The organism is Pseudomonas sp. Irchel 3E13, from assembly GCF_900187455.1.
Lineage (GTDB): Bacteria > Pseudomonadota > Gammaproteobacteria > Pseudomonadales > Pseudomonadaceae > Aquipseudomonas.
Genome location: NZ_FYDX01000013.1, coordinates 92,868 through 119,619 on the forward strand (window position 1 = coordinate 92,868; position 26,752 = coordinate 119,619).

The 26,752-nt window shown below is 64.5% G+C and carries 24 protein-coding genes; 16 read left to right on the plus strand and 8 right to left on the minus strand.

What is annotated here, in order from left to right:
• Positions 1-102: 102 nt before the first annotated feature.
• The 8 genes from CKW37_RS22515 (at position 103) to CKW37_RS22545 (ending at position 6,895) form a co-directional block, all read left to right on the plus strand.
• A complete protein-coding gene (locus tag CKW37_RS22515; RefSeq protein WP_256587834.1) occupies positions 103-711 on the plus strand; it encodes a helix-turn-helix transcriptional regulator in 609 nt (202 codons plus the stop codon).
• Between the two features lie 38 nt (positions 712-749).
• Positions 750-1,556 (plus strand): ubiquinol-cytochrome C chaperone family protein, encoded by an 807-nt coding sequence (locus CKW37_RS22520; RefSeq protein ID WP_095158473.1) that lies wholly within the window; start codon positions 750-752, stop codon positions 1,554-1,556.
• A gap of 36 nt (positions 1,557-1,592) precedes the next feature.
• Entirely contained in the window at positions 1,593-1,733 is a 141-nt protein-coding gene (locus tag CKW37_RS33015; RefSeq protein ID WP_177454471.1) for a hypothetical protein, read from the plus strand.
• Between the two features lie 26 nt (positions 1,734-1,759).
• Entirely contained in the window at positions 1,760-2,989 is a 1,230-nt protein-coding gene (locus tag CKW37_RS22525) for a hypothetical protein (protein ID WP_095158474.1), read from the plus strand.
• Between the two features lie 90 nt (positions 2,990-3,079).
• Complete coding sequence (locus tag CKW37_RS22530) at positions 3,080-4,108, plus strand: radical SAM protein (protein ID WP_095158475.1); 1,029 nt, start codon at positions 3,080-3,082, stop codon at positions 4,106-4,108.
• Positions 4,105-4,971 (plus strand): histidinol-phosphatase, encoded by an 867-nt coding sequence (locus tag CKW37_RS22535; RefSeq protein ID WP_095158476.1) that lies wholly within the window; start codon positions 4,105-4,107, stop codon positions 4,969-4,971. The genes CKW37_RS22530 and CKW37_RS22535 overlap by 4 nt, the downstream gene beginning before the upstream one ends.
• Positions 4,968-6,098 (plus strand): hypothetical protein, encoded by a 1,131-nt coding sequence (locus CKW37_RS22540; RefSeq protein WP_095158477.1) that lies wholly within the window; start codon positions 4,968-4,970, stop codon positions 6,096-6,098. Before CKW37_RS22535 ends, CKW37_RS22540 begins: the two co-directional genes overlap by 4 nt.
• Positions 6,095-6,895: a glycosyltransferase gene (locus CKW37_RS22545; RefSeq protein WP_256587835.1), complete on the plus strand. Its 801-nt coding sequence runs from the start codon at positions 6,095-6,097 to the stop codon at positions 6,893-6,895. Before CKW37_RS22540 ends, CKW37_RS22545 begins: the two co-directional genes overlap by 4 nt.
• On the opposite strand, the gene CKW37_RS22550 is transcribed toward CKW37_RS22545, so the two are convergent.
• From CKW37_RS22550 to CKW37_RS22570, 5 genes are all read right to left on the minus strand, one after another.
• A complete protein-coding gene (locus tag CKW37_RS22550; RefSeq protein ID WP_095158478.1) occupies positions 6,886-8,355 on the minus strand; it encodes a glycosyltransferase family 9 protein in 1,470 nt (489 codons plus the stop codon). The genes CKW37_RS22545 and CKW37_RS22550 overlap by 10 nt on opposite strands.
• A gap of 83 nt (positions 8,356-8,438) precedes the next feature.
• The gene (locus tag CKW37_RS22555) at positions 8,439-10,064 is read right to left on the minus strand and encodes a methyl-accepting chemotaxis protein (protein ID WP_095158479.1); all 1,626 of its coding nucleotides are present in this window, start codon (positions 10,062-10,064) and stop codon (positions 8,439-8,441) included.
• Positions 10,065-10,292: 228 nt separating this feature from the next.
• On the minus strand, positions 10,293-11,588 hold the full coding sequence (locus CKW37_RS22560) for an FAD-binding oxidoreductase (RefSeq protein ID WP_095158480.1): 1,296 nt from the start codon (positions 11,586-11,588) through the stop codon (positions 10,293-10,295).
• Between the two features lie 30 nt (positions 11,589-11,618).
• Positions 11,619-12,041: a RidA family protein gene (locus CKW37_RS22565; protein ID WP_095158481.1), complete on the minus strand. Its 423-nt coding sequence runs from the start codon at positions 12,039-12,041 to the stop codon at positions 11,619-11,621.
• 33 nt (positions 12,042-12,074) lie between these two features.
• Positions 12,075-13,214, minus strand: coding sequence for a tyramine oxidase subunit B (locus CKW37_RS22570; protein WP_095158482.1), 1,140 nt, complete (start codon positions 13,212-13,214; stop codon positions 12,075-12,077).
• 291 nt (positions 13,215-13,505) lie between these two features.
• Between CKW37_RS22570 and CKW37_RS22575 the strand changes: the two genes are divergently transcribed.
• The gene (locus tag CKW37_RS22575; RefSeq protein WP_095158483.1) at positions 13,506-14,594 is read left to right on the plus strand and encodes an MBL fold metallo-hydrolase; all 1,089 of its coding nucleotides are present in this window, start codon (positions 13,506-13,508) and stop codon (positions 14,592-14,594) included.
• 6 nt (positions 14,595-14,600) lie between these two features.
• Here the strand turns inward: CKW37_RS22575 and fetB are convergent, their stop codons facing one another.
• Positions 14,601-15,395: an iron export ABC transporter permease subunit FetB gene (gene fetB / locus CKW37_RS22580; protein WP_095158484.1), complete on the minus strand. Its 795-nt coding sequence runs from the start codon at positions 15,393-15,395 to the stop codon at positions 14,601-14,603.
• Complete coding sequence (locus CKW37_RS22585) at positions 15,392-16,102, minus strand: ATP-binding cassette domain-containing protein (RefSeq protein WP_256587836.1); 711 nt, start codon at positions 16,100-16,102, stop codon at positions 15,392-15,394. The genes fetB and CKW37_RS22585 overlap by 4 nt, the downstream gene beginning before the upstream one ends.
• A gap of 127 nt (positions 16,103-16,229) precedes the next feature.
• Between CKW37_RS22585 and CKW37_RS22590 the strand changes: the two genes are divergently transcribed.
• From CKW37_RS22590 to CKW37_RS22600, 3 genes are all read left to right on the plus strand, one after another.
• Positions 16,230-16,742 (plus strand): sigma-70 family RNA polymerase sigma factor, encoded by a 513-nt coding sequence (locus tag CKW37_RS22590; protein ID WP_095158485.1) that lies wholly within the window; start codon positions 16,230-16,232, stop codon positions 16,740-16,742.
• Complete coding sequence (locus CKW37_RS22595) at positions 16,743-17,720, plus strand: FecR domain-containing protein (protein ID WP_095158486.1); 978 nt, start codon at positions 16,743-16,745, stop codon at positions 17,718-17,720. It begins immediately after the preceding gene.
• A gap of 174 nt (positions 17,721-17,894) precedes the next feature.
• Positions 17,895-20,327: a TonB-dependent receptor gene (locus tag CKW37_RS22600; protein WP_095158487.1), complete on the plus strand. Its 2,433-nt coding sequence runs from the start codon at positions 17,895-17,897 to the stop codon at positions 20,325-20,327.
• Positions 20,328-20,375: 48 nt separating this feature from the next.
• Here the strand turns inward: CKW37_RS22600 and CKW37_RS22605 are convergent, their stop codons facing one another.
• Entirely contained in the window at positions 20,376-21,266 is an 891-nt protein-coding gene (locus CKW37_RS22605) for a LysR family transcriptional regulator (protein WP_095158488.1), read from the minus strand.
• A 171-nt stretch (positions 21,267-21,437) separates the two neighbouring features.
• On the opposite strand from CKW37_RS22605, the gene CKW37_RS22610 reads away from it, so the two are divergent.
• From CKW37_RS22610 to CKW37_RS22625, 4 genes are all read left to right on the plus strand, one after another.
• On the plus strand, positions 21,438-22,520 hold the full coding sequence (locus CKW37_RS22610) for a 4-oxalomesaconate tautomerase (protein WP_095158489.1): 1,083 nt from the start codon (positions 21,438-21,440) through the stop codon (positions 22,518-22,520).
• Between the two features lie 51 nt (positions 22,521-22,571).
• On the plus strand, positions 22,572-23,888 hold the full coding sequence (gene dctA / locus CKW37_RS22615) for a C4-dicarboxylate transporter DctA (RefSeq protein WP_095158490.1): 1,317 nt from the start codon (positions 22,572-22,574) through the stop codon (positions 23,886-23,888).
• 128 nt (positions 23,889-24,016) lie between these two features.
• On the plus strand, positions 24,017-25,321 hold the full coding sequence (locus CKW37_RS22620; RefSeq protein ID WP_095158491.1) for a CitMHS family transporter: 1,305 nt from the start codon (positions 24,017-24,019) through the stop codon (positions 25,319-25,321).
• Between the two features lie 90 nt (positions 25,322-25,411).
• Positions 25,412-26,665 (plus strand): OprD family porin, encoded by a 1,254-nt coding sequence (locus CKW37_RS22625; protein ID WP_095158492.1) that lies wholly within the window; start codon positions 25,412-25,414, stop codon positions 26,663-26,665.
• The last annotated feature ends 87 nt before the right edge of the window (positions 26,666-26,752 follow it).

Consider the following 26,752-nt stretch of genomic DNA (forward strand, 5'->3'; position numbering starts at 1 on the left):
TTGCAAAATTACAAATTTCATGGAGCGTCAACACTCCATTAATAGTTTGAAACCCCCAACACCCTGGTTAAAGTGCCATCACCTACTGGCAGGATGATGGCTATGCAATTTCATTCCCTTCAACCCGATCCTTCCCCGACGCTGGGCCAATGCTTCAGCGCAAACCTCTCGGCGGTGCTGGCAGTTGCCGGCGCGCCGCGCGACGGCGACAAGCCGGGGCCGTTTCCGGCGGCGCGCATGCAGCGCGAAACCGGCATTGCCCGCAGCACCTTGCGTGCTTTGAAGGCGCCCGGTGTCGATGCCAACCCGGACCTCGCCACCATCAGCCGACTCGCCGACGCCCTCGGCGTCCCGCCTGCGTTCCTGCTGATGCGCCCGCAGGACTGGGCGGACCTGGCGGCGGCCGTGGCCGACAGCCGCGACTACCTGACGGCCGCGGAAAAGCTGCGCCGGGAAGGCAAGCCCTCCGATATCAACGTGGTCGAGTTGGTCCTGCGTGAATGCAAGGTCCACCCGGACGTCCATCCCCGAGGGGCCAGCGCCTCGCCGGAAGTGCTCCGGGCCAAGGCCCGCGATGAGTGGCGCCGGCGCGCCTGCCTGAAGCTCGATGCGCTGATGCTGGGCCATGCCAGCTCGGTTTACCTGCGTCCGCTGTTGACCGCGATCGCCGGTGCCCTGGTCACCCGTTCCACGCCCAACGACCCGTCCTGAACAAACCGGACCCCACTTTTCTCCAGAGGATTCGAAGGATGCCGATCATCCACGACCCCGATCTCGCCGATGTGCTGATGAGCGCCAGTACCGATGACCTCGGCTTGCTCATCGACGTGATCACCGACAACGGCAATGGCCGTATCTCGCTGTCTTCGTCGGTGTGCCGGCAATTGACCGAGGCCAAGAGCAACGGCGCCAATGACGCCAGCCGCGCCATGCTCGCCGAAGAGTTGACCCGCTACGGCGGCAACTCGCTGATGAACCTGTTCCGTGGCGGCAGTGGCGTGGCCTACCGCGAGCTGTTGAGCGATGTCGCCAGCCATGTCAGTGCCGACACCACGCCGAGCACGTCCTGCGCCGAGATGGAAATGGCGATCATCGCCAAGGTCTTCACCCAGTCGCTGGGGCGCATGAGCGATGCAGACCGCTCGACCCTGTTCGAGTCCCTTGGCGCCGCCTATAAACCGGGCATGGGCCCGGCGGCGCTGGCGGCCTGGCTCGCGTCGCTGGGTGCGTCGGGGCTGGCGTCCTACAACCTGGCGGCCATCGTCGCCAGCGCAACCATGAGCAGCCTGGTCGGACGCGGCGTCGCGCTGGCCGGTTCCGCCACCCTCGGCCGCGGCCTGGCGGTGCTCGCCGGCCCGCTGGGCTGGGCCATTACCGGTATCTGGACCGCCTTCGACCTGGCCAGCCCGGCTTATCGCGTGACCGTGCCGTGCGTCATCCAGATCGGCCACATGCGCCAGAAGATGTTGCTCAAATCCATCTGCCCCGGTTGCCACTCGGTGATCAGCCCCGGCAGCAATTTCTGCGGCAAGTGCGGCACGCGCTTGAACGGCTGAGACAGCCGCCTTTTGTCGATATTCAGGAGCCTATCCATGAACCACACGATTTCTCCCCTCGAATTTCTGCTGGTCAATGCCATCTGTTTCGCCGCCGGCGCGGCAACCGTGGTCGCGCTCAAGCTCGCGGCGAAAGCCACCTATGCCGCCGGCAAGCGCTCCGCGAAAGCCGCCTGACGCCTCCAGGAAAAGGAAACACAGCCGTGTACAGGAACAATCACGCCAGCAGGCTCGTTGCCCTGAGAGGGGAAACCGACCGGATCACCTCCACCCTTGACCACCTGCGCAGCGACCTGCGCTGGTTCGAGGCATTCGACAACGCCGCCGGCCATTCGCGGCTGGCGCAGCTCAAGCGCGACACCGGCAGCGCTCGCGAACAACTGGAACAGCTCGAAAAGAGTGTGCGCAGCAGTAAAACCGAGCTGCTGGAGGCTCGCGGCACGGCTGCGGCCGGTTGGTCGCCGGTGCACTGGATCTCGACTGAACGCAGCGTTGCCAAGCGTCAGGTGACCACCCTCGAAGGGCGCCTCAAGCAGTTCCAGCGCACCCAGGCCGCCGTGGCTTCCGAGCTCAGCGAGAACGAGCGTCTGGCGCAAGACGTCAGCCTGCAACTGCAGCGCTACCGGGATTTCGATCCGTTGCAGGCGCAGGCGGTGGTCGGGCAGCTCAGCGAAGAGCTGCAACGCCTGCGCGACACCCTAGAGCGGACGTACCGCGAGAGTCAGCGCTGGGAAGCCAAGGCTGGCGAAGTGTTCCGTCACTGGAGCCACGTCAGGCAGCAGTTGCAGGCGCTGGAGCAGGACATCGTCGACGCCGAGTGCTTTATCGACGCGCTGGACAATGCGCAAAGCCCCAGGGACAGGGCGATCATTCATGGCCAGTGTGAACGGCGCTTTGGCGCGGGCAAGGGGCGTCCGGCCCCGGTCCTCAGGGAGGCGCAAATGAACCAGCGTCGACTTGTCCGGGACGAGGAAAAGCTCAATCGCCGGCTGCGCGATATCACCCGCCTGCTGGACAAGGAAATCCGCGGGCTGGTGCTGGACAGCAACAACCTCTGCTACGCCGATGGCATCGATGGCGAGCGCCGCTTCATCGGCCTGGCCGCGCTGAGCGCGCTGGTGCCGGAGCTGTGCGCCAGCTACGAGGTCACCCTGGTGTTCGACGCCAGTATCACGCCGCTGACCGGCAAGGACGAAAGAGCCTTGCAGGCGGCGTTTCCCGGAACGCGGGTGCTGGTGGCTCCGAACCGCTTGAAAGCCGATGACGCGGTATTGGGCGCGGCGGAGTTCGACCAGAACGTGTTCGCCATCAGCGGCGACCGCTACGCGGAATACCCCGAGCGCGCCGCCGTGCGCGAGGAACGGGTACTGCGGCCGATCGTCCACCCCGACTCGGTGCAGATCCCGCAACTCGAAGTGCAGCAGTGCTACTGAACACAAGGCGGTCCCGCGAGGCATAGCGCTCGCGGGCCATTTGAAGAAAGACGCCCGCGCCGTTGCGCGGGCAGAGAAGAGCCCATCGACATGGATTTGCACGGTCACCTGCTGTACATCGACATCACCCAGATCTGCGGCATCGGTTGCGCGTTCTGCATGTACGCGGACAAACACAAATCCGGGATGAGCATGGAACTGTCCAGCCTCGCCCGAGAAAACCTCGCCGCGCTGATCAACGCCGCGGACGTCAAGCGCATTTCCATCAGCGGCGAAGGCGAGCCGCTCAACAACGCCAAGGTGTTCCACGAAATCCTCGGGCTGTCCAACGGCGGCAAGCAGTTCGAGTTCATCACCAGCGGCTTCTTCCCCCACGACAAAATGGCGGCGTTCTACGACAGCACCCAGCAGCTCGTCACGGCGCGGGGCGACCACTGCAACATTCGCCTGAGTGCCGACAGCCACCATATTGAAAAGGTCAAATGGCGGGCCCACGGTTTCAGCCTGGATTACCAGCGCCGGCAGGGCCTGGACGGCCTGAGTTTCTCGTTCCGCTCGATCGACACCGACCGCGCGTTCACCCGTGGCTACCTGCTGGAAGAACTGGCGCGCTGGGATATCCAGGCCGCCATCGAGCCGCGCAGTGCCCTTGAAGATGTGCTGGTGGTCGGCGAATCGCGGTTCGGCATCGACTACAAAAACCTCGTGCACCCGGCGGCGGACACGCCCGCCGGCTACCTGGACCTGCACGGCTACATCGGCGCGATCGAGGCCAAGATCAACAAGCGCTTCACCCTCGGCAGCCTGAACCCGCCGCCTGCGGCCAACGGCATGGACCTGACCATCAAGCCCAACGGCGATGTCTACCTGTACGGCATCGAGCACCAGCGCCTGGGCAATATTCACTTCGACCGCATCCGCTGGGAGCACCTGGCGTCCCACGTGCGCGAGACGCCGCTGGTGCGGGCGCTCTACAGCCAGCCGCTGGCCGACCTGCTGGCGCGGGTGGACAAACCGGACCTGCTGCGCTCGATCCTGGCCAAGGCCAACAACCCATACTGGCTGGTCAAGGAAATGGCCAACCACGACGGCCTGCTCGAACAACTGGTGCCGGCATGATCGACTCCCATAGCCATACGTTCTATTCCAAGCACGCCGTGGGCACGGTGGACGAGCTGGTGCGCGCGTCGATTGCCGCTGGGGTGAAGGTGCTGACCATCACCGACCACGCGCCGTTTCCCGTGGACACCCACAACCGCCTGCTGGACGCCGAGCTCGAACGCTACTTCGCCGACATCGAGCAGGCGCGGCAGCGCTATCAGGGCCAGATCAGGATCCTGCGCGGTCTTGAGTTCGACTACATGCCCGGCGCCGATGCCTGGAACCGCGAGTTGATCGCCCGCCATGAACTGGATTTCGCCATCGGCTCGGTCCACTACGTCGAGGTGCCCGGCGAACCGATGGTGAAAGTCTGGGAGCTGCCGCGGCTGGCCGCGCAGGCGTTTCTCGATCGCTATTTCGCCGACCTCGAAGGGCTGTTGCAGTGCGGGCTGTTCGACGCGGTCGGGCATGCCGACACGTTGTTGCGCGGGGTGCCGGAAGAGGTTGTGCTGCGCCGTTTCGAGCCGCTGCTGCCGTTGTTCGCCGACGGTGGCGTGGCGTATGAACTGAATGCCTCGGGGATCCGCAAGTCGAGCCTGGACCCTGGCACCGGGCAAGAAGTGCACGGGCAATGGTCGTACCCCAGCCGCGGCTTGCTGCCGCTGCTGATCGACCGCGGCGCGGCGTTCACGGTGGGCTCGGACACCCATGACCCGCGTGATGCCGGCGCCGGCATCGGCGAAATGCTCGGGCAATTGCAGCCGCTCGGGCTGCGCAGCATCAGCTACTACGAAGCACGTCGCCGCGTTGACGTGCCCCTGGACCTGCTGGCCAGCACGGCCGGCGCTGAATCCCTGATCAATGGATACGTTTCACGATGACCCTGAACCCTTGCAGCCTGCCGTCTGACTGGAACCAACTGCGCAGCGCCCCCGAGGCCGAACAACTGGCGGCCTTCCATCAGGCGCTGGTATTGGCCCGTCCCGAGGATGTGCCAGGCGGTTTCCGCGCCTTCGCCGCGGACCTGATGGACCGTGGCCTGATCAGCATGGCGCAGTACGTGGCGGTTTTTGCCGGCCATGCGCTGACCTGCCTGACCCCGGCGGGGCCGGGGGTGTTCCGTGACATGGCCGATGACAGCGAGGCCGCCGACCTGGCGGCGATCTACAGCCGCGCCAAGTACGGCAGCATCGGCGATATCCGCCACCTCGCCTGGCAGGTGATCGATTACCTCGACGCCCAGCTCGACGACCCGCTGTCGCACTGGGCGCGGCTGTTCAGCCACGCCAGGGACCACGGCGACAACGTGGTGATGATGACCACCGGCTGGCGCAACGTGCCGTCCACGGCCAACGTGCTCTACGACATCGTGGTCGAGGAGATCAACGTCACCCTCGCGCACAAGGGCCTGCCGACCATCATCAACGTCAAGCTGCCGCGCATCGCGCCGCCTTGCGAGAACTACGCGAGCCTGAGCACCGAGGAGCGCGAGCGGGTCAACCTGGTCCAGGACCATGTCATCCCCGCCGAGAACTTCTATGGCTGGAGCGGGGTGCATGTGATCTTCGGCGATGACGTGCTGGTCACCGGATCGACCGCGGACAAGGTGTTCCATCACTCCATGCGCGCTGGCGCCAAGTCGTTCCAGGCGCTCTATCCGGTCGCCGTCGATCCGCGCATCGCGCTCAGCGACGCGACCATCGAAGAGCGCCTGAACATGACCCAGATTGGACGCGGACTCGGCGATAACCTCGCGCAGTTGTTGTCCGACCCGCAGTACCAGCCGATCCTGCGCACCTTGCGCCTGGTGTTCGGCGCGGAAAACCACGCGGCGCTGGAGGCGTTCCTGCCACGGGTGCCGGCGGGTAACTGGCTGCGGTTGTACCGGTCGGCGCTGGGCAACGAGTTTCTGCGTCAGGACGGCTGCGTACCGTCGCTGGCCCTGGTTCGCCGGCACTTGGTCGAAGCCGGGCTGTTGCGCGCCGATGGCCGGGTGGTACGCCGGTGAGCAGCCGCGATACCGCGCCGGTGCAGTACGTCAGCTATTGGGAAACCGCCGCCGGCCAGACCATGCCGCCGTGGATCGCACTGGCGCTGGTGTCGTTCCAGCGTGCGCTGGGCGAGCGCTTCACGCTGCTGACGCCGCACGACCTTGAGGCGCGGATCGATCCGCGAGTCGTCGACAAAGCCTGGGGTTTTCATCCGCTGGCCTTCACCCTTGACGCCGGAATCGAGGCGATCGTGGCCAAGAGCGACCTGATCCGCATGGCCTATGTGCACCGCCATGGCGGCGTCTGGCTGGATGCCGACACCCTGCTGCTGCGGGACCCGACGGCGGACGTGTTCCCCGACGGCATCAGCGACAAACTGCACTGGCACAGCGAATGCCTGTTCGCTTCACGCGCCGGCAACCCGATGCTGGAACAGGCGCTGGCTGCGGCGCTGGCGGGCGGGGTGCACGCCTGGGGCAACCCCGGCGGGATAAAGGACATCGTCGCGCAGCGGGCGGATGAGGTGGTGCCGCTCTCCGCGCAGTTGATCGATCCCGGTTATCGCCCGCGCTACAACTTCGACGGCTGTGAGGTGATGCGCCGCGAGGACGTTGCCGTCGCCGACTTCCTGCTGGCCGATATCAGCCTGCTCAAGCTCTACAACACCTACTTCAAGCGCACCAGCACGCGCACGGAGTCGGTGGCGCAGTTTCTCGACGGCGGCAGCCTGCTGGCGCGGCTGTTCCTGCATATCGAGCCCGACCGGCACTACTGGCTGGCGGAAACGGCTCGGCTGACGGGGGATCAGCCGTAGCGCACCGCATCAGCGGGAATATGCATCCGGCAACTGCCGGCGCCGTCCAGGTCGAGGCGCCCGGCGATCACTTCATGCACCGAAGGTGTTTGCCGGTGTACCGAACCGTGGGCGATATACAGCCACGCCGGGATGCGTGCCGGCATCTGGGCGAATTCCAGCTCGATGCGCAGCAGGTCGAACACTTCAGTGCTGCGTCCGCTGGGTGTCCAGGCCAGCGGCGCGGTGCGGTGATCCGGGCGCAGCAGGTGCAGCGGATGCTCCAGTTGCAGGTTGAGCGTGCCGGGATGGCAGGCGTGGACCTCGGGAAACTCGCGGCTGATCAACGGCAACTGGCGGGCGAGGGTGCCGCGAGCCACGCCCAGCCCGGCAATGATCCGGGCATCCAGTGCCAATGCCGGCCGCGGCGCTGATGCGGGCATCAGGTCGGCGAGCCCCTCGATAACCTCTTCGACCGCGAATGCGTTCATGTCTTTCTTGCCCGTGCGGCGATAGTGATCCGGGCACTGCCGGCTGAAAATGACCCGTGTGTGGGGTGAGGCTGGCGGTAGCCAGGGATTGAACCCGTCTCCGCTGTCGGGATAGAGGGCCAGCAACGGCGTGCGCAAGCCCACCGCCATGTGCACGATTGCCGTGTCCACGCTGACCACCGCCTGCGCCCGGCTGATATAGCTGGCTGCCTCCTTGGGGGTGTTCAGGTCCTCCAGACAGCGAACGTTGTCGCGCGCGGTCTCGACTGCCAATAGACGGGCCTGTTTGCGGCTGGCCGGGCTGCACAGGATGCCGATCGATTTGCCCGGCCACGCATCGGCGAGGGCCCGCAGCAGTTGGCGTGCCTTGGCGGGAGACAGGCTTTTGTCGGCGCGGCTGGCATAGGGGTTGACCAGCAGGCGCGGCGGATTCTGCGGCGCCGTTTTCGCCAGGGGCACGATGTAGTCGCGCTGGATCGCGTCCAGGCCGAGGTCGGCCAGCACCCGCGCGAAACGGCCGGCCACGTCGAGCCCGGCGCTGGCCGCGCCGAACTTGCGGTTGACGCAGCGCAGTTGATCATCGAGGGAATACACCCGCGCCGGCTTGAGCAGGCGAATGAACAACATCTCCGCCGGCTGGATCCGCCCCACCATATGCACCATCACATCGACCCGGCCCAGCTGTCGGGCCAGCCGGCAAAGCGCCAGGGCGCCGGGGTTCTCGTCGGTGACGAGGACCTGATCGACGCCGAAATGCGCTTGATGCAAGTCGGCCAGGGGTTCCACCGTCAGCACGGTGACCCGGGCATTGAGCTTTTTCGCTTCACGAAAGAAGAACGACGACACGATGGCGTCGCCCAGCTTGGCATCCCAGCGCGGGACTACGATGTGCAGCGGCGCATCCGGCAGGGACGCGCTGAGGCGGCGATCGGTGAGCACGCGCATGAGGAAACGGGCGGCGGCCTTGCGGTGTTTCTCGGTGATGCGCATGTGCTTGGGTCTGAGTGGACAAGGCGCCGATGTTATTGACTGCAAATGGCCTTTGCCAGCGCGGCGCCCTGATTTTTACCGCCTCACACCTTGAACTGCGCCACCATCCCGTTCAGTTCCACCGCCAGGCGCGACAGGTCTTGCGCGGCGGCGCTGGTCTGGTTGGCGCCGGCGGAGGTCTGCATCGACAGGTCGCGGATATTGACCAGGTTGCGGTCCACCTCGCGGGCCACCTGGGCCTGCTGTTCCGAGGCGCTGGCGATCACCAGGTTGCGCTGGTTGATCGCGGCGATGGCTTCGGCGATCAGCTCCAGCGCCTGGCCCGCGGCCTCGGCCACATCCAGGGTGCCGGCGGCGCGGCCCTGGCTGCTGTGCATGGCGGTGACCGCACGCTCGGTGCCGGACTGGATCTGGCCGATCATCTGTTCGATTTCACCGGTGGACTGCTGGGTGCGGTGGGCAAGGGCGCGCACTTCATCGGCGACCACGGCGAAGCCGCGTCCGGCCTCACCGGCGCGGGCCGCTTCGATGGCGGCGTTGAGGGCCAGCAGGTTGGTCTGCCCGGCGATGGAGCCGATCACGTCCAGCACCCGGCTGATTTCATTGGCGCTGGCGGCCAGTTGTTCGATATCGCCGGCGGTGCTGGTGACTTCGCCGACCAGCGCCTGGATGGACTGCAGCGCCTGATTGACCCGGTCGCGGCCATCGCGGGTGGTCTGGTCGGCGCCCTTGGAGGCATCGGCGGTGCTCACCGCGTTGTTCGCCACTTCTTCCACGGCGGCGGTCATCTGGTTGACGGCGGTCGCCGCCTGTTCGATTTCCGCGCTCTGCTGCTGCAGGCCGCGGCTGGTGTCCTCGGTGACCGAGTGCAGTTCTTCCGAGGCCGAGGCCAGTTGGTCGGACGAGGCGCTGATCCGCGCCAGCGTCGAGCGCAGGCTGTTCTGCATGCGGGCCAGCGCGCCGAGCAGCAGCGCCGGTTCGTCCTGGCCCTCGACCTTGATCGCCTGGGTCAGGTCGCCGGTGGACACCCGCTCGGCCACCGCCAAGGCTTCCGCCAGCGGCACGACGATACTGCGGGTGAGCAGGGTGGCGATGGCGACCAGCGCGGTCATGATCAACGCCAGCGCGATGATGATCAGCAAGAAGGATTCGCGGGAGGCATCGGCACCGCGTTGCGAGGCTTTTTCAGCGCCGTCGGCGTTGTACTTCACCAGCGCTCGCAGCGTGCTTTGCATGGCGTCGGTGGCATCGGCCAGCGGGCCGTTGACCAATTGCCGGGCGTTGTCGAGGCGGTTGTTGAGCACCGCTTCGGCGACGCTGGCCTGAATGCCGGCGTAGCGTTCGCGGGCGCTGATGAAGGTCGCGAACAAGGCGCGATCCTCGGGTTCGATGATGGTGCTTTCATAGAAGTCCAGGGCCTTCTGCAAACCCTGATTGACCTCGGCCGCCCGGCGCAGGGAAGCTTCGCGGGTCTCGGGCTGTTCTTCTAGCAGGCTGCGCATGGTGATGGCCCGGGCGCGGTTGACGTCGGTGCCGATTTCGCCCAGGGAGATCACGGCGGGCAACCAGGTCACCCGGATTTCAGCCGAGGCGCGGTCCATCTGGCGAGTCTCGTAGAGCGCTATCAGGCCGAGGGCGAGGACCAAAAGGCCGAGCAGGGTGAACAGGCTGGCGGCCCGTTTGCCGATTTTCATTTGCCGGAACTGCATGGGGACTCCTTGGGAAAAAACAGGCAGCCAGAAAGCGGCTGCCAGGACAGGCAACGTCGGCACCCAAATAACGAGCCGATGCGTTGACGCCCTTGTTCGATGATGTCAGTTAGACATCGTTCCCCGCAGAGTACCCCGTATTCGTGAAGAGTTGTTTCAAACCAGTGATTCGTTTCAGCCCCTTACTCCAGAGCCCTAGCCGGCGCCCTTAGTCGGGCGCCGAAAAACTCAGGCCAGGCGCTCGAAACGGTACGGCGCGGGATCGATGATCGGGTTTTCACCCGACACCAGGTCCGCCGCCAGTTGCCCGGCAGCCGGCGAAGTGCCGAAGCCGTGGCCGGAAAAACCGGTGGCCAGGGTCAGGCCGGGAATGCTCGCCAGCGGCCCGATTACCGGATTGGAATCCGGCGTCACGTCGATGGTGCCGGCCCAGGCGTCGGAAATCTGCGCCTGTTCGAACACCGGCCAGGCGGCGCGCAGGTTGCGCAGCGCGTCGTCATTGAGGCCGTGGTTGGCGGGCGGGTCCTGGACGCGGACCTGTTCGAACGGACTGACGCTGTCGGCTTGCCAGCGACGGGCCAGCTTCAGGTCATTGAAGAAGTATTTGCCGAAGGAAATCTTCAGGAAATCGCGCTGGGCTTTCAGTTGCGGCAGGTAGCGGCGCCCCAGCAGCAGGTGGTCGAGGGTGAGGAAGGCATCCAGCTTGCCGCGCTGGGTGATGATGAAGCCGCCGTCCTTGTGCTTGCGGAAGGAAAAGTCCGGCGCGCCGACGGCGATGTCGGTCGGGCCGTCCATGGGTTTGGTGCGCAGCACCGAGCAGGTCAGCGGCAGGGTCGGCAGGTTGACGCCGAGGTTGCCGAGGAACTTGCGCGACCACAGGCCGCCGGCCAGCAGCACCTGTTCGCAGCGGATTTCGCCGCGCTCGGTCATCACGCCGCTGACGCGGCCGGCACTGGTCAGCAAGGTGCGCACCGCGCAGTGCTCGATGATGATCGCGCCCTTGGCCATCGCCGCCTTGGCAATGGCGCTGGACGCCAGGGTCGGCTCGGCGCGGGCGTCCGACGGGGTGAAGATGCCGCCCGCCCAGTTGGCCTGGCCACCGGGCACCAGCGCGCTGATTTCCCGGTTGCTGAGCAAGCGGGTATCCAGCGACAGGTGCTCGACGCTCTTGAGCCAGTTCTGGTGCATGTTCATCTGGGTTTCATTGCGGGCGATGAACATGATCCCGGCCTGGCGGTAACCGACGTCGGCCCCCACCCGTTCCGGCATTTGCGCCCACAGTCGATCCGCGGCCAGGGCCAGGGGAATGTCGTCAGCGTGACGGCTGGTCTTGCGCACCCAGCCGAGGTTGCGCGACGACTGCTCGCCGGCGATCCGGCCCTTTTCGATCACCACCACGGGGATCTTGCGCTCGGCAAGGGCCAGGGCGGCGGTCAGGCCGATGATGCCGCCGCCGATGATCACCACGGTGGTGGCGGGCGGCAGCGTGTTGCTGGTCTGTACGGGATCGATGGTGGGCGACATGGCGGGCTCTATGAATGAAGGTTCAGCGGGTTACTGGCCGAGGTTGATCTGTACGACGTCGGCTTTCGAGGCGCCGCGGTAGGCGGTGACTTCCAGCTCCACCTTGTAGACCGTCGAGCCCAGTGGCGGGCAGGTCGCGGTGCAGGCCGGGTCGATGCCGCGGAACTTGCCGCCGATGAAGTCCATGACCTTCGGCACGTCGGCCGGGTCCTGGATGAACACCCGCGAGCAGACCACGTCGGCCAGGCTGGCATCAACGGCGGCCAGGGCGCGCTCGATGTTGTTGAACACTTGTTCGGCCTGCTCGATCACGTCTTCCGGGATCAGCTTGGTGTCGGGGTTACGGCCGGCGGTGTTGGACACGAAGATCCAGTTGTCCACGGCCACCAGCCGCGAGTAGCTGGCTTTTTCTTCGAAGATGGAGCCGCTTTTCAATTTGGTGATCTGGGTCATGGGGAATGCCTCACAGGGTTCAAAAGGGAAGGGTCAGCTAAGGACGGGGGTGTCCCAGAGATTGAGTTTCACGCCGATGCCCAGCTCGACCGCCTTGCGGTACACCACGGTGCCCCAGGCCAGGTCTTCGACCGGCATGCCGCCGACCGACATCAGGATGATCTCGTCATCGTTCAGGCGCCCCGGCGCGTCACCGGCGATGATCTTGCCGATGTCTTCCAGTTGCTCGGGCCGCAGGCTGCCTTCGGCGATCATGTCCATGAAGCGCACGCCCACCAGCGGCACGCAGTTGTGCGCGGGCTTGGGCAACTCTTCGAACCAGGCGTTGTACATGCCGGTGTTGTCGAGCACCTTGCGCACATCGTCCTGCTCCATGCCGGCATCGATGCTGCACGGTGCCGGCATCGCCAGGAACGCGCCCGGCTTGACCCATTCGCGGCGAACCAGCGGATAGGTGCTCGGGTCGCCGACTTCGCCGGTGCTGCAGTAGGTGATCAGGTCGGAGTCGCGCACCACGTCTTCCAGGGTGTCGACGATGCGGATGTTGGTGATCTGCGGGTAGGTTTCTTTGACCCAACTGATGAAGCTGTCGAGGCTGCGCTGGCCGCGGCCCTTGATCTTGATGGTGTCCACCAGCGGGCAGACGGCCATGAACGCGGCGACGGTGGTCTTGCCCATCACGCCGGGGCCGAGCAGACCGATGACTTTCGAGTCCTTGCGCGCCAGGTGACGGGCGCCGACCCCGGGAATCGCGCCGGTGCGGTAGGCCGAGAGCAGGTTGGCCGACATGTGTGCCAGCGGCGCGCCGGTATCGGCATCGTTGAGGGTGAACATCAGGATCGAGCGCGGCAGGCCTTTTTCGCGGTTGGCGATGTTGGAGCCATACCACTTGGCGCCGGCGGTGCGGAAATTGCCGCCGAGGTAGGCGGGCATGGCCATCATGCGGCGGTCGGCGGTGGGCTTGGGCATGTCCGGGAACGGCGAGGTTTCCGGGAAGGTGATCATCGCGCCATGGGAGTCGTTGTTCGGCCCGGCCATGCGGTAGTCGCCCTGGTACAGCAGCCCGAACATTTCTTCCATGGTGTCGACACAGGCCGGCATGTCGGTCACGCCAGCGCGGATCATGTCTTGTTCGGAAAGGTAGATGAAGTCGATTCTGGTGTCGGTGGTCATTGTTGTCTCGAGGCGCTTCGGGTGGGCTTGTGCAAGGAAAAGCGGTCGGACAAGTTTTGCTAACGAGCGGTAGGCTGTCTTGAGCCTGAGCGCCAGAGGGTTTGACTGTGCGTGACATGGGCGCATCGCGAGCAAGCTCGCTCCTACAGGTGGAGGATTGACGTGTAGGAGCGAGCTTGCTCGCGAAGCGCCGCCAGATCAGGCATCAACCTCGCAGGATCAGGCAATCCAGTCGGGCGGCGCGGCCCTATACTCGGGAGTGTTCCTACAGAGTGCTGAGGGTTCCCCGCCTTGAAACGTCATCCGCTGCTGCGTGCTCCCATCGCCGACCACGGGCATTCGCCCCAGTCCAGGGATGGGCGTTTCCACAACCTCACCCCGCGCCCGGCGAACATGCCTGAGCCCGATGCCAAGGTGCTGTGGAATTTCCTCTTCAACAAACCCGCCAACACTGTGCCGAAGGCCGCCGTGCCGGTGCGCCGCCTGACCCGGGCGGAACTGGACGCGGCGCCGGACGCCAGCCTTTATCGCCTCGGCCATTCCACGGTGTTGTTCAAGCTGCAAGGCGGCTGGTGGCTGACCGATCCGGTGTTCGGCAAGCGTGCGTCGCCGCTGCCTTTCGCCGGGCCCAAGCGGTTTCACCAACCACCGCTGAGCCTCGATGAACTGCCGCCGATCCGCGGCGTGATCCTGTCCCACGACCATTACGACCACCTCGACCGCGCCACCATCAAGGCCCTGGCGCCGAAAGTGGAACTGTTCGTCATGCCGCTGGGCGTGGGCGACCGGCTGCTGGCCTGGGGCGTGCCGGCGGCGAAGGTGCGCCAGTTCGATTGGTGGCAGGGCATCGAGGTGGACGGCCTGCGCCTGACTGCGACGCCGGCCCAGCATTTTTCCGGGCGTGGCCTGCGCGACGGCAACCGCACGCTGTGGTGCTCCTGGGTGATCGAGGCGCCGCACCTGCGCATGTTCTTCAGCGGCGACACCGGTTACTTCGACGGTTTCGCCGAGATCGGCCGGCGCTTCGGGCCGTTCGACCTCACCTTGATGGAAACCGGTGCCTATAACGAGCACTGGCCGTACGTGCACATGCACCCGCGCCAGACGGTGCAGGCCCATGTCGATCTGGGCGGGCGCTGGCTGCTGCCGATTCACAACGGCACCTTCGACCTGTCGATGCACGCCTGGTACGAGCCGTTCGAAAGCGTACTGGAGTGGGCGGGCGAGCAGGGCGTCAGCGTGGCCACACCGAGCATGGGTGAACGCATCGACCTCCGTGCGCCGCAGACCGGCGAGCGCTGGTGGCGCGAGGTAGTGGAGCAGGAGCAGGGCGATGCGGGCAAAGGCCGGCAATGCCGCTGGCGTTTGCGCGGGGCGTAGTGACGGCTACTTCCTTGGCGTGAGCCGGTGCGACATGAACTGGTGCGCCGGGGAAAACAGCCGGTTGAAGGTCATCAGCACCGCGCACACGGTACCCAGCGCCGAGGCGGCAGCGATCAGGAACATGATTACGATCTGATAGCGCACCGCTTCCGCCGGGCTTTGTCCGGCGAGGATCTGCCCGGTCATCATGCCGGGCAGGCTGACGATGCCGACCACTGTCATCTGGTTGAGGGTCGGCATCATTCCGGCTTTCACCGCCTGGACGGCGGCGGCCTGCGCCGCTTCCCATCGGGTTCCGCCCAGGGCCAGAACCATTTCCACCACGTCGCGACGGGCGCTCAGCTCCCGCGTCATGCGGTCGAGCCCCAATGAAACGGCGGTCAAGGTGTTGCCCAGCACCATCCCGAGGATCGGGATCGCGTACTGCGGTTCGTACCAGGGCCGCACCCGCAACACCACGAACAGCCCCAGCGCGGTGACCAGCCAGGAACTGAGCCCCACGGCCACGACGCTGTCGGTCAGCAGTCCGGCATGCCGCTGTTTGCCGCGCCCGGCGGCGGAAATACCGGCAATCAGGGTCATGGCCAGCATCAGCGGCAGCACCACATACCAATGCGCGGACTGGAACACCCAGCCCAACACATAACCGATCGCCAGCAACTGCACGACGGTACGCACCGCTGCCAGGAGCAATTGCCGCTCCAGTTGCAGTTTCAGCAGCACGGACAGCAGGCCGTTGATCAGGATCAGCGCGGAGGCGATGCCCAGGTCGGTGTAGGAAAGTGTCTGGTAGTTCATGCGGGCTTCTCGTTCAGCAATACGCCTTGATCCATGCTCAGCCAGCGGCTGCTCATGCGCCGGGCTTGCTCCTGATCATGGGTGACCCAGATGTAGCCGCAGGCTTCGGGGTGTTGCTCGAACCACTGCACCACCAGCGTTTCCACTGCGGCGGCCGATTGCGGATCGAGCGCCGAGGTGGGCTCGTCGAGCAGCAGGACCTGAGGCGCCAGCAACAATACCCGGACCAGCGCCACGATCTGCGCTTCACCGCCAGACAGGTCGGCGGCCTGCTTGTCCAGAAAGCCGGCGTTCTTTCCCGCCTGCACCAACAGGCGTTCCGCGATGCCGATATCGAAGGTGCGTTCGCGCAACGCTTTCAACGTGAACGGGAAGCGCAGGTTGTCCGCGACAGTTCCTTCCACCAGCGCGGCACGTTGGGCCAGGTAACAGACCTGAGTGCGAAAACGCGGGATGTCCTGCGCCAGTACCGCCTGGTTCATCCAGGTGAGGCTGCCGTCGGCGGGCGCGTCCAGCAGCGCCAACGCTCTCAGCAACAGGCTTTTTCCCGAGCCGGAACTGCCGGTGATGACCACGCGTTCGCCTGCCCGCAGGGAGAAATCGACAGGGTTGAGCAGCGCCGCATGGGTTGTCGGGTCGACACGGCTGAGGCGCAGGGCTTCAAGCAGGATCGGCGCGGATCCCGGAGCGCAATGGGGTGGTGACACAGGCGTTCCTCAGGTATCCGGCGGGTCATTCAGTTTGTCTTCAACACGGGCGATCTGTCGATTGCAGGCGGGGCGCGGTTAACTTAGCATTGCAAACCATTATCACTTACAACAATTGAAGCCTCCTATGAGCGAAGTTGTGGTCGCCCCCAGCAATCACCTGCGAAATATCGAAGAGCTCTATAGCGGGCATCATGGATGGCTTTATGCCCGGTTGCACCGCAAGTTGGGTAATGCGCTGGATGCGGCCGATCTGGTGCAGGACACCTTCGCCCGGATCCTGGCGTCCAACGTCTCGGTGTTCGACGAGCCGCGGGCTTATCTGAGTTGTGTTGCCGGCGGCATTCTCGCCAACTGGTGCCAGCGAAAATCCCTGGAACGCGCCTATCTGGCCGCCCTGGCGCAGCTTCCGGCGCCCGAGGTGCCCTCTCCGGAGTCGCGCTTGCTGGTGCTGGAAACCCTGCATGAAATCGATGCCATGCTCGACACGCTGCCGCCACTGGTCAGACGCGCTTTCCTGCTGTCGCAACTGACCGGCATGAAATACGAAGCCATCGCCAGCGAACTCGGCGTGTCGCTGATTACCGTCAAGCGCTACATGAAACAGGCCTTCCTCAAGTGCCTGGCGCTGGTGAACTGAATGACCGAGACAGCCTCTGCAGCGCAGATCAGCCCGCAAGCACTGGAAGAAGCCGCCGAGTGGCTGATGTGCATGGGCGAAGGCGACGTCTCCGAGGCGGAGCAAGCCGCCTGGCGCGTCTGGCGCAGCAGCAGCCCGGACCGCGAGCGCGCCTGGCAACGGGCGGAGTTGCTGATGGGCAAGCTGGGCGGCCTGCCGCCGGCGCTGGCGATGTCTGCGCTGGATCGTCCGGGCAACCCGGGACGCCGCGCCGTCATCACCCGTCTGGCGATGTTCCTGGCACTGGCGCCGGCCAGTTGGCTGGGCTTCAACCTGAGCGAACGGCAGGGCTGGATGGCCGATTACCGTGTGGCCATCGGCGAGTGCCGGGAGATCATCCTGGTCGACGGCACGCAGGTCTTTCTCAACACCGACTCGGCAATCGACGTGCGCTTCGATCCCGATCAGCGTCTCATCCGACTGGTTCGCGGCGAGATCCTGGTGCAGACGGCAGCGGACAGCGCGGTTCCGGCCCGGCCGTTGCGCGTCGCGACCAGCGAAGGCCGGATGCAGGCGCTGGGCACGCGGTTCTCGGTTCGCGAGCGGGCGGGGCGCACCTACCTGGCCGTGCTGGAAGGCGCGATCCGAGTGGAGGCGGGCAGCGCCGCCGTTGTTACGCCGCTGGTGGTCAGGGCTGGTGAAAAAACCGACTTCGACGCCCGCGCGACCGCACCGGTGAGCCGGGTGGACGAAACCGTCACGGCCTGGACCCAGGGCATGCTCCTGGCCGACAAGATGCGCCTGGAAGATTTCGCCGCGGAACTGGCGCGCTACGGCCGCGGCTTCGTGCGCTGCGACCCGGCGATTGCCGACCTGCTGGTGTCGGGCGCTTACCCGATCAATGACCGGCGTCGGACGTTGAACATGCTCGCAGCTACCTATTCGATTTCGGTGACGGAGCATATGAGCGGGTACTGGACTTTGTTGGCGGCACGTTGAGCATCGCGAAAAAGCCACGCGGTGTGAACCTGTAGGAGCGAGCTCGCTCGCGAAAGGCGCCGAACCGTCGCGAAGGACGCCAATATTTTTTTGCTACGGCCTGATACTTTTTTCCGCCTCGGCTGGCAGAGGAAGTGAAACCACCTCTTTCCCAGTCAAAAGGATCTTCTTGTCATGCCTGTTGCAAGTCGCCTCCGCGCCGAATGCACGTTAACGATGGCCGTCCGTACCGCCCTGCTGAGTGTTGCCCTGGTCACGGCAAGCACCAGCGCCTGGGCGGCTACGTCCCAGCAACCGGACAGCGTGGCCAGCAAGGCCTACGACATTCCGGCCGGACCACTGGGCCGGGTGCTGTCCAGCTTCGCGGTGAAATCGGGGATGGCCTTGTCGTTCGAGCCCGCGCTGACGGAAGGACTGCACAGCCCAGGCCTCACGGGTAGCTACTCGGCTGGCGAAGGCATTGCCCAACTACTGGCGGGCAGCGGCCTGGAGCTGGTGGAACTCGGTGATGGCAGCTTCATGCTGATCAAGCAGCCTGCGGCCGGCGACGGTGGACTCACACTCGCCGCAACCAGCGTCGATGCGTCGAGCCTGCGTCTCGGCGGCCTGCCCGAGGCCTTCGCCGGTGATCAGGTGGCCCGCGGCGGCCGGGTCGGGATGCTGGGCAACAAGGATGTGATGGACACGCCATTCAACGTCACCAGCTACACCGCCAAGACCCTTGCCGACCTGCAGACTGTAACCGTCGCCGACGCCCTGGAGCGTGATCCATCGGTTCGCTCCACCGGCCAGGCGGGCGGCATTGTCGACTCGTTCTTCATTCGCGGCTTCCCGGTGGGCGAGGGCAACCTTGGCGAACTGGCCTTCGACGGTGTCTATGGCGTGGCGCCCAATTACCGGGTGTTCACCGAGTACGCCGAACGGATCGAGGTGCTCAAGGGGCCGGGCGCGCTGATGTATGGCATTTCACCCAACAGCGGCGTCGGCGGCGTGATCAATATCGTGCCGAAACGGGCGCTGGCCGAGGACCTGACGCGCTTTACCGCCAGCTACGCCGCCAACACCCAACTGGGCGGCCATATCGATGTCAGCCGTCGTTTCGGTGATGAGAAACAGTGGGGCGTGCGCTTCAACGGCAGCATGGCCCAGGGCGACACGGCCATCGAAGACCAGCAGCGTGCGCTGGATATCGGCGCCATCGCCCTGGACTATCAAGGCGAACGGCTGCGTTTGAACCTGGATTTCCTCAGCCAGAAAGAGAAGTGGGACGCCTCATCGCGACCGTTCACGGTGGCGGCCGGCGTCAAGGTGCCGTCGGCGCCGAATGGCCGGACCAACCTGCCGCAGGACTGGGGCTGGTCCAACACCCGGGAGCAGTCCGCGCTGGTCGGCGGGGAATATGACCTGAGCGATGCAGTGACGGTGTTCGCCCATGCTGGCGGCGGTCGAGCCGATGTCAAACGCATGTCCGACCAGGTGCCAAGGATCCTTAGCGAGGACGGCACTATCAGCAATACGCCGGGCTACTACAAATTCAACGTCGATCGCTCGACCGTCGATGTCGGGATGCGCGCCTTGTTCGAAACGGGCCCGGTCAGCCATACCACCACCGTCATGGCCACCCGGTATCAGGATGAACTGCGCCGAGGCATCAACAACGGCACGGAAATCGTCTCGAACATCTACCACCCGGTGGATGTGCCCAGGCAATACATCGCCGCGCCGAAGGTTTTGCGGATTTCCGAGTCGGAGCTGTCCGGCGTTGCCGTCACCGATACCCTGTCTGTTCTCGACGACCGCCTGCAACTGACCCTGGGTGTGCGCCGGCAAGCCATCGAGTCACGCAACTACGCCGCCACCGGCGCGGTGACTTCCCGTTACGACGACAGCGCGACGACCCCGGTGGTGGGCCTTGTCGTCAAACCCTGGGAAAACGTTTCGTTCTACTACAACTACGTCGAAGGACTGAGCAAAGGCGACGTCGCGCCCGCCACTGCGGCCAACGCCGGGCAGGCGTTCGCGCCCTATGAGTCCAAGCAGCAGGAACTGGGCGTGAAGGTAGAGAAGGACTCCTTCATGGCCAGCCTGTCGGTGTTCCAGATCGAGAAACCCAGCGGCGAGCTGGGTGCGGGCAATGCGTTTTCGGTGCAGGCCGAACAGCGCAACCGTGGTGTCGAGCTGAGCCTGTTCGGCGAAGTGGCGCCGGGTACTCGTCTGCTTGGCGGCGTCACGTTGCTTGATGGCGAACTGACCGACTCGGCCACGGCCAGCAACCGTGGCAACGACCCTGTAGGCGTGCCCGATGTGCAGGCCAACATCTGGGCCGAATGGGACACCCCGGCAATTGAAGGCTTCACCCTGACGGGTGGCGCGATCTATACCGGCAGCCAGTACATCAACCAGGCCAACACCCAGGAACTGGACGCCTGGACCCGCGTCGACCTCGGCGCCCGCTACGCCACCCGCATCGAAGGCCGGCCCACTACCTTCCGCGCCACCGTGCAGAACGTCTTCGACCGGGAATACTGGTCGGGCGTAGCGTCCTATGGCGCGATCTCGCCGGGCTATCCGCGCACCCTGCAATTGTCGGCGACGATCGATTTCTGATACGTCGCAGCGCATCGCGCCGAGCCGGCGCGATGCGCCGCTACCGGATTATTGCGGCCACTGTTCCAGCAGGATCGAGACGAACTTTTCCGCCGCCGGCGACAACGACGCTCCTCGCCGATAGACCAGCCCCAAGGTGCGGTTGACCACCGGATCGCTCAGCGGAATGCTCACCAGCGTGGGGTGGTCTGCCGCCGGCATGGCCAGGCTCGGCATCGCCGAGACCCCAAGTCCTGCTTCCACCATGCCCAGCGATGTCGACAGGTGCTGCACCTCGTAGAACCATTGCGGGCGCCAGCTCAACCCCGACAAGGCGTGATCCAGCAGCATGCGGTTGCCGCTCAGGCGACCCACGCCGATCAGGCGGTAATCACTCAACTCGGACCAGGTGATGGAGGCGCGGCTGGCCAGTTCATGGTCGCGCCGGCATGCCAGCACGAACGGCTCGTTGACCAGCGGGACGAACTCGATGTCCGGATGCTGGCCACTCATCATATTGATGCCGAAGTCGGCTTCGCCGCGCAGCACCGCCTCCAGCCCTTCATTGGCACTGAGGTCGAGCAGGCGGATGCGGATTTTCGGGTAGCGCTCGTTGTACAGGCGAATCACCGACGGCAGGAAATAGAACGCGGCCGTGGGAATGCAGGCGAGGGTGACCTGGCCGACCTGACGCTCGGCGAGTTCACGGATATTGAGAATCGAGTCGTCGAAATCATCCAGCAGGCGTCGCGCCTTGGGCAGGAAGTCCCGGCCCACGCTGGTCAGGCTGACTTTGCGCGTGGTGCGGTCGAGCAGGGCAGTGCCCAGCCCCTCTTCGAGCTTCTTGATGCGCCGGCTGAGGGCTGGCTGAGAAAGGTGTAGCGCGTCCGCTGCCTCGTGGAAGCTGCCCAGTTCGGCGATTTTCACGAAAGATCGAATGTCCTGAAGCTCGTATTCCATTAGGTTGCCTCAACGAAGAAAGGGCGTGCGGAGCGCGTGGCCCACCTTAATCAAATCATGCGCCAATCGCAATAATCGCTCTGATCTTTGCATTTGAATGACTGTAACTTCCCTGACACTCTTGCTCCCAGAACATCAAACAACCTGATTGATTAGCAAGAGTTGGTAATCATGCAACGAATTCCTTGTGTGCTGATGCGCGGTGGTACCTCCAAAGGGCCGGTATTCCTGGCCTGGGACTTGCCTGCTGCCGTCGAAGAGCGCGATGAGCTGCTGCTCGACCTGATGGGTTCGGGTCACGAGCTGGAAATCGACGGCATTGGCGGCGGCAGCCCGCAAACCAGCAAGGTGGCGATCGTCAGCCCGTCGCTGCACGGAGACGCGGACGTGGACTACTTGTTCGTTCAGGTGATGGTCGCCGAGCGTCGGGTCGACACCGCGCCCAATTGCGGCAACATGCTCTGCGCCGTCGGTCCTTTCGCCATCGAGCAGGGCCTGGTGAAGGCCAAGGGCGAGCGGACCCGTGTGCGGATTCGCAACCTCAACACCGGCACCTTCGTCAACGCCGACGTGCAAACGCCGGGAGGTCAGGTCAACTACGAAGGCGACACTGCCATTGACGGCGTACCGGGAACTGCCGCCCCGGTTCAGTTGACTTTCCTCGACGCCGCAGGCAGCAAGACCGGCAAGCTGTTTCCCACCGGGAAAGTCCGTGATGTGATCGACGGCATCCCGGTAACCTGCATCGACATGGCCATGCCGATGGTGCTGATCGAGGCCGGCGAACTGGGCAAGCGCGGCGATGAAACCCCGGCCGAACTGGACAGCGACGTCGATTTTCTCAAGCGACTGGAAAGCCTGCGGTTGCAAGCAGGGCTGGCGATGGGCCTGGGCGATGTCAGCGACAAGGTGATTCCCAAGCCGGTGCTGGTTTCCAGGCCGCTTGCCGGCGGTACGCTCTCGGTGCGTTACTTCATGCCGCACAAATGTCATCGGGCATTGGCGATCACCGGCTCCATCGGACTGGCGACTGCTTGCGCCACGCCTGATAGCGTCGTGGCCGGGTTACTGGGCGACGGCGCCGAAGCCAAACCGACCCGCGTACGCATCGAGCACCCCAGTGGCGGTATCGATGTGGTCCTGGCGTATACCGGCAAAAACGGCGAGACCATCCGCGCCTCGGTGGTTCGCACGGCTCGCCGGCTGTTCTCGGGAACGGTCTACGCGCCAGCTTCACAACGGTTGGCCGGCTGAACGGGCCAACCCACTCAATGCATCAGCACAATTCCAAAAACGGGTGATGCCATGAAAGTCGTTAAATCGCTCTACTTCCAAATTGTCTGTGCCGTGCTGTTGGGCGTGCTGGTCGGGCATTTCTGGGCCCAGCAGGCGATTGCCCTGAAACCGCTGGGTGATGCCTTCATCAAACTGGTGAAGATGATGATCGCACCGGTGGTGTTCTGCACCATCGTGACCGGCATCGCCGGGATGAGCGACAAAGCTTCGTTGGGTCGCCTGCTGAGCAAGACCATGCTGCTGTTTCTCGGCCTCACGGTGGTCAGCCTGATGATCGGCCTTGCGGCGGTCTATCTGTTCCAGCCCGGCGCCGGGATGAACATCGACCCCACCCGGTTGAGCACTGCAGGCTTGTCCCAGTACACCGACTCGGCGGCGAAGCTGAATGTGGTGGACTTCTTCATGCACATCATCCCCGACACCTTCATTGGTGCGTTCAACAAGGGTGAAGTCCTGCCGGTGCTGTTTATCGCCGTGCTCAGCGGGTTCGCCTTGTCGTCCCTGGGCGAGCGCGGCAAGCCGGTGCTGGCGGTGCTGGAATCGGCCTCGCACATGGTATTCAAGATCTTCTCCTATCTGATGCGCTTCGCTCCGATCGGCGCCTTCGGTGCCCTGGCCTTTACCGTGGGCCAGTACGGCGTCACCTCGCTGGGCTCGCTGGCCAAGCTGATCATGACCCTGTACATCGCCTGCGGCTTCTTTGTCGTCGTGGTGCTGGGCAGCATCTGCCGCGCCAACGGTTTCAGCCTGTGGAAACTGTTGCGCTATCTGCGCGAAGAATTCCTGGTGGTGCTCGGGACCTCGTCCACTGAACCGGTGATGCCGCGCATGCTGGAAAAACTCGAGGCGCTGGGCTGCAAGAAGAGCGTCGTCGGGCTGGTGCTGCCTACCGGTTACTCGTTCAACCTGGATGGCACGGCGATCTACCTGTCTCTGGCGGCGATCTTCATTGCCCAGGCGTGCAATATCGAACTGGGCGCCGGGCAGGTCATTACCATGCTGGCGATCATGTTGCTATCGTCCAAGGGCGCCGCCGGTGTCACCGGCAGCGGCTTCGTCGCCCTGGCCTCGACCTTGACGGTGATCCACGACATTCCTCTGGCGGGCCTCGCGCTGCTGATCGGTATCGACCGCTTCATGTCCGAAGCCCGGGCCCTGACTAGCCTCGCCAGTAATGCCGTGGCCACGGTGGCCATCGCCATTTCGGAAAAAGCCTGCGACCGCCAGGTGCTGCTGGACACCCTGGATGGCAAGGTTGCGCCGCCGGCGGTGGTCAAACCTGAGGATGCGTCCTGGCAGAGCAGCAACGCGCCCGGACACAGCTAAACCGTCTTACCCCCTGAAAAACCCTCGTTAACGTCCGCGCCGGGCCCCGTTGATCGGGACGCCCAGCGCCAAGGCGGCCGTGCGCCTGCGCGTCGGCCAAGCTACCCATAACAACAAGAGAATTCACTATGCTCGCTCTGCTCGGCCTCGCCATGGTGGTGGTGTTCACCTACCTCATCATGACCAAGCGCCTGTCCCCGATAGTCGCGCTGACTGTGGTACCGATCGTCTTCGCCGTGATCGGCGGTTTTGGCGGCACCACCGGCAAGATGATGCTCGACGGCCTGAAAATGGTCGCCCCTTCGGCTGCGCTGCTGCTGTTCGCGATCCTGTTCTTCGGCCTGATGATCGACGCCGGTCTGTTCGATCCGCTGATCCGCAAGATCCTCAAACGGGTCAACGGCGACCCGATGAAGATCGCCATCGGCACCGCACTGCTGTCGCTGGTGGTTGCCCTGGACGGTGATGGCACCACCACCTACATGATCACCTGCGCCGCGATGTTGCCGCTGTACAAGCGCATCGGCATGAACCCGATGATCCTGGCCACGATCGCCATGCTGTCGTTGAGCATCATGAGCGGCATGACGCCGTGGGGCGGGCCGGCCACCCGCGCCATCGCGGCACTGGGTCTGGACGCCGGGGAGTACTTCGTACCCTTGCTGCCGACCATGATCGGCGGCGCGATGTGGGTCGTGTTCACTGCCTTCCTGCTGGGCCGCGCCGAACGCAAGCGCATCGGCAATATCCAGCTGCAAAGCGGCGGTGGCGACTGCTACATCAACCAGATTCTCGGCGACACCCCGCACAAGCGTCCCAAGCTGGCCTACGTAAACCTGGTGCTGGTGATCGCGGTGATGGTCGCGCTGGTGATGGGCATCATGCACTCGGCGATTCTGTTCCTGATCGGTTTCGTCGTGGCACTGATGATCAACTATCCGCAACTGGACATCCAGAAAGAGCGCATCCTCGCCCACTCGGGCAACGCCATGACCGTGGTGCTGCTGGTGTTCGCCGCGGGCGTCTTCGCCGGGATCTTCTCGGGCACCAAGATGGTCGACGCCATGGCGCAAACCCTGGTGGAGTGGATTCCGCCGTCGTGGGGGCACCTGTTCCCGCTGGTGGTGGCCATTACCAGCATGCCGCTGACCTTCGTGCTGTCCAACGACGCCTACTACTTCGGCGTGGTGCCGATCCTGGCCAATGCTGCGGCGGCTTACGGTATTGATCCGGTGGAGATCGCCCGGGCGTCGATTCTCGGCCAGCCGGTGCACCTCATGAGCCCGCTGGTGGCCTCGACCCTGTTGCTGGTGGGCATGGTCGACCGCGACATCGGCGACTTCCAGCGCGCCACGGTCAAGTGGGCGGTGCTCACCTCATTGGTGGTGACCGCACTGGCCCTGCTGACCGGCGCCATCAGCCTGTTCACCTGACACACCCCTGTTTTCCTCCTTCTGGCACGCCCCCGATCCCGCGGGCGTCTGCCGGGCTGCGCCTTCAATAACAACAATGAGTCGTCTGTCATGAACACTCTGCTTATCCGCGGTGCCGTGTTTCCTCTGTTCGCGCTGCTGCCGCTGGCAGCCGCCAATGCCGAAGGCTTTGTCGAGGACAGCAAGCTGAAGCTGCAACTGCGCAACGTCTATTTCAATGAAAACTTCCGTGACGAACACGGCATGAGCGCCCGCGCGGCGAGCACCGCCAAAAGCGAACGGACCGAGTGGGCCCAGGGTTTTCTGCTCGATTATCAGTCCGGCTTTACCACCGGCACCGTGGGCGTGGGCATCGACGCCATGGGCCTGTCGGGGTTCAGGCTCGATTCGGGCCGCGGTCGCAGCGGCACGGGATTGATGCCCGTGCATGACGACGGCCGCGCCGCCGACGCGTTCGCCAGCGCTGGCGTGACCGCCAAGGCGCGGTTTGCCAAGACCACGGTCAAGTACGGCACCTTGCTGCCCAAGACGCCGGTGCTGATCTACAACGATGCGCGCCTGCTGCCGCAAACCTACCAGGGCGCACAGGTCACCAGCACCGACATCGACAACCTCACCCTCACCGGCGGACACCTCGACCGCTTCAAGCTGCGTGACTCCACCGACAGCGTGCCGCTGGTGCCGGACGGCTACAGCGGTGACAAGAGCGGTGACTTCAACTATGCCGGGGCCGATTACAAACTCGGCAAGAACCTGCGCCTGAGTTACTTCCATGGGGAACTGGAAAACTTCTACCGCCAACATTTCGCCGGCATTCAGCACGACCTGCCGCTTGGCCCGGGCGTGCTGACCAGCGACCTGCGCTATTTCCGCAGCAGCGATACCGGTTCGGCGTACAGCGGCAAGATCGACAACGACATGCTCAGCGGGTTGCTGTCCTACGCGGTGGCCGGCCACACCTTCAACGCCGGCTACCAGAAACTCAGTGGCGATGCGGGCCTTCCTTATATAAGCGGCGCGACCGTCTACTCCTTCAGCAACGTCGGTATCGGCAAGTTCATCGAGGAAGACGAGAAAACCTGGATGCTCGGCTACGGCTATGACTTTGCCAAGGTCGGCGTGCCCGGCCTGACGTTCTCCGCCCGCTACCTGAGCGGTACGGACGGCAAGTCCGACAGCACGGTCAACGAATGGGAGCGTGATGCCGAACTGGCCTACGTGGTGCAGTCCGGCACCTTCAAAGGGCTGGGCGTGAAGCTGCGCAACTACGTGTACCGCTCCGATTTTTCCCGCGGCCGGGACAGCAACCGCGTTTACCTGACCTACGACATCGTTCTCTGGTAAGCCGCGCCGGCGGTCAGCGACTTCATGGGCTTGGGTAGAGGAAGAGAGCGTTGTCATTCAAATCGAAAATGTTGTTGCTGACCCTGT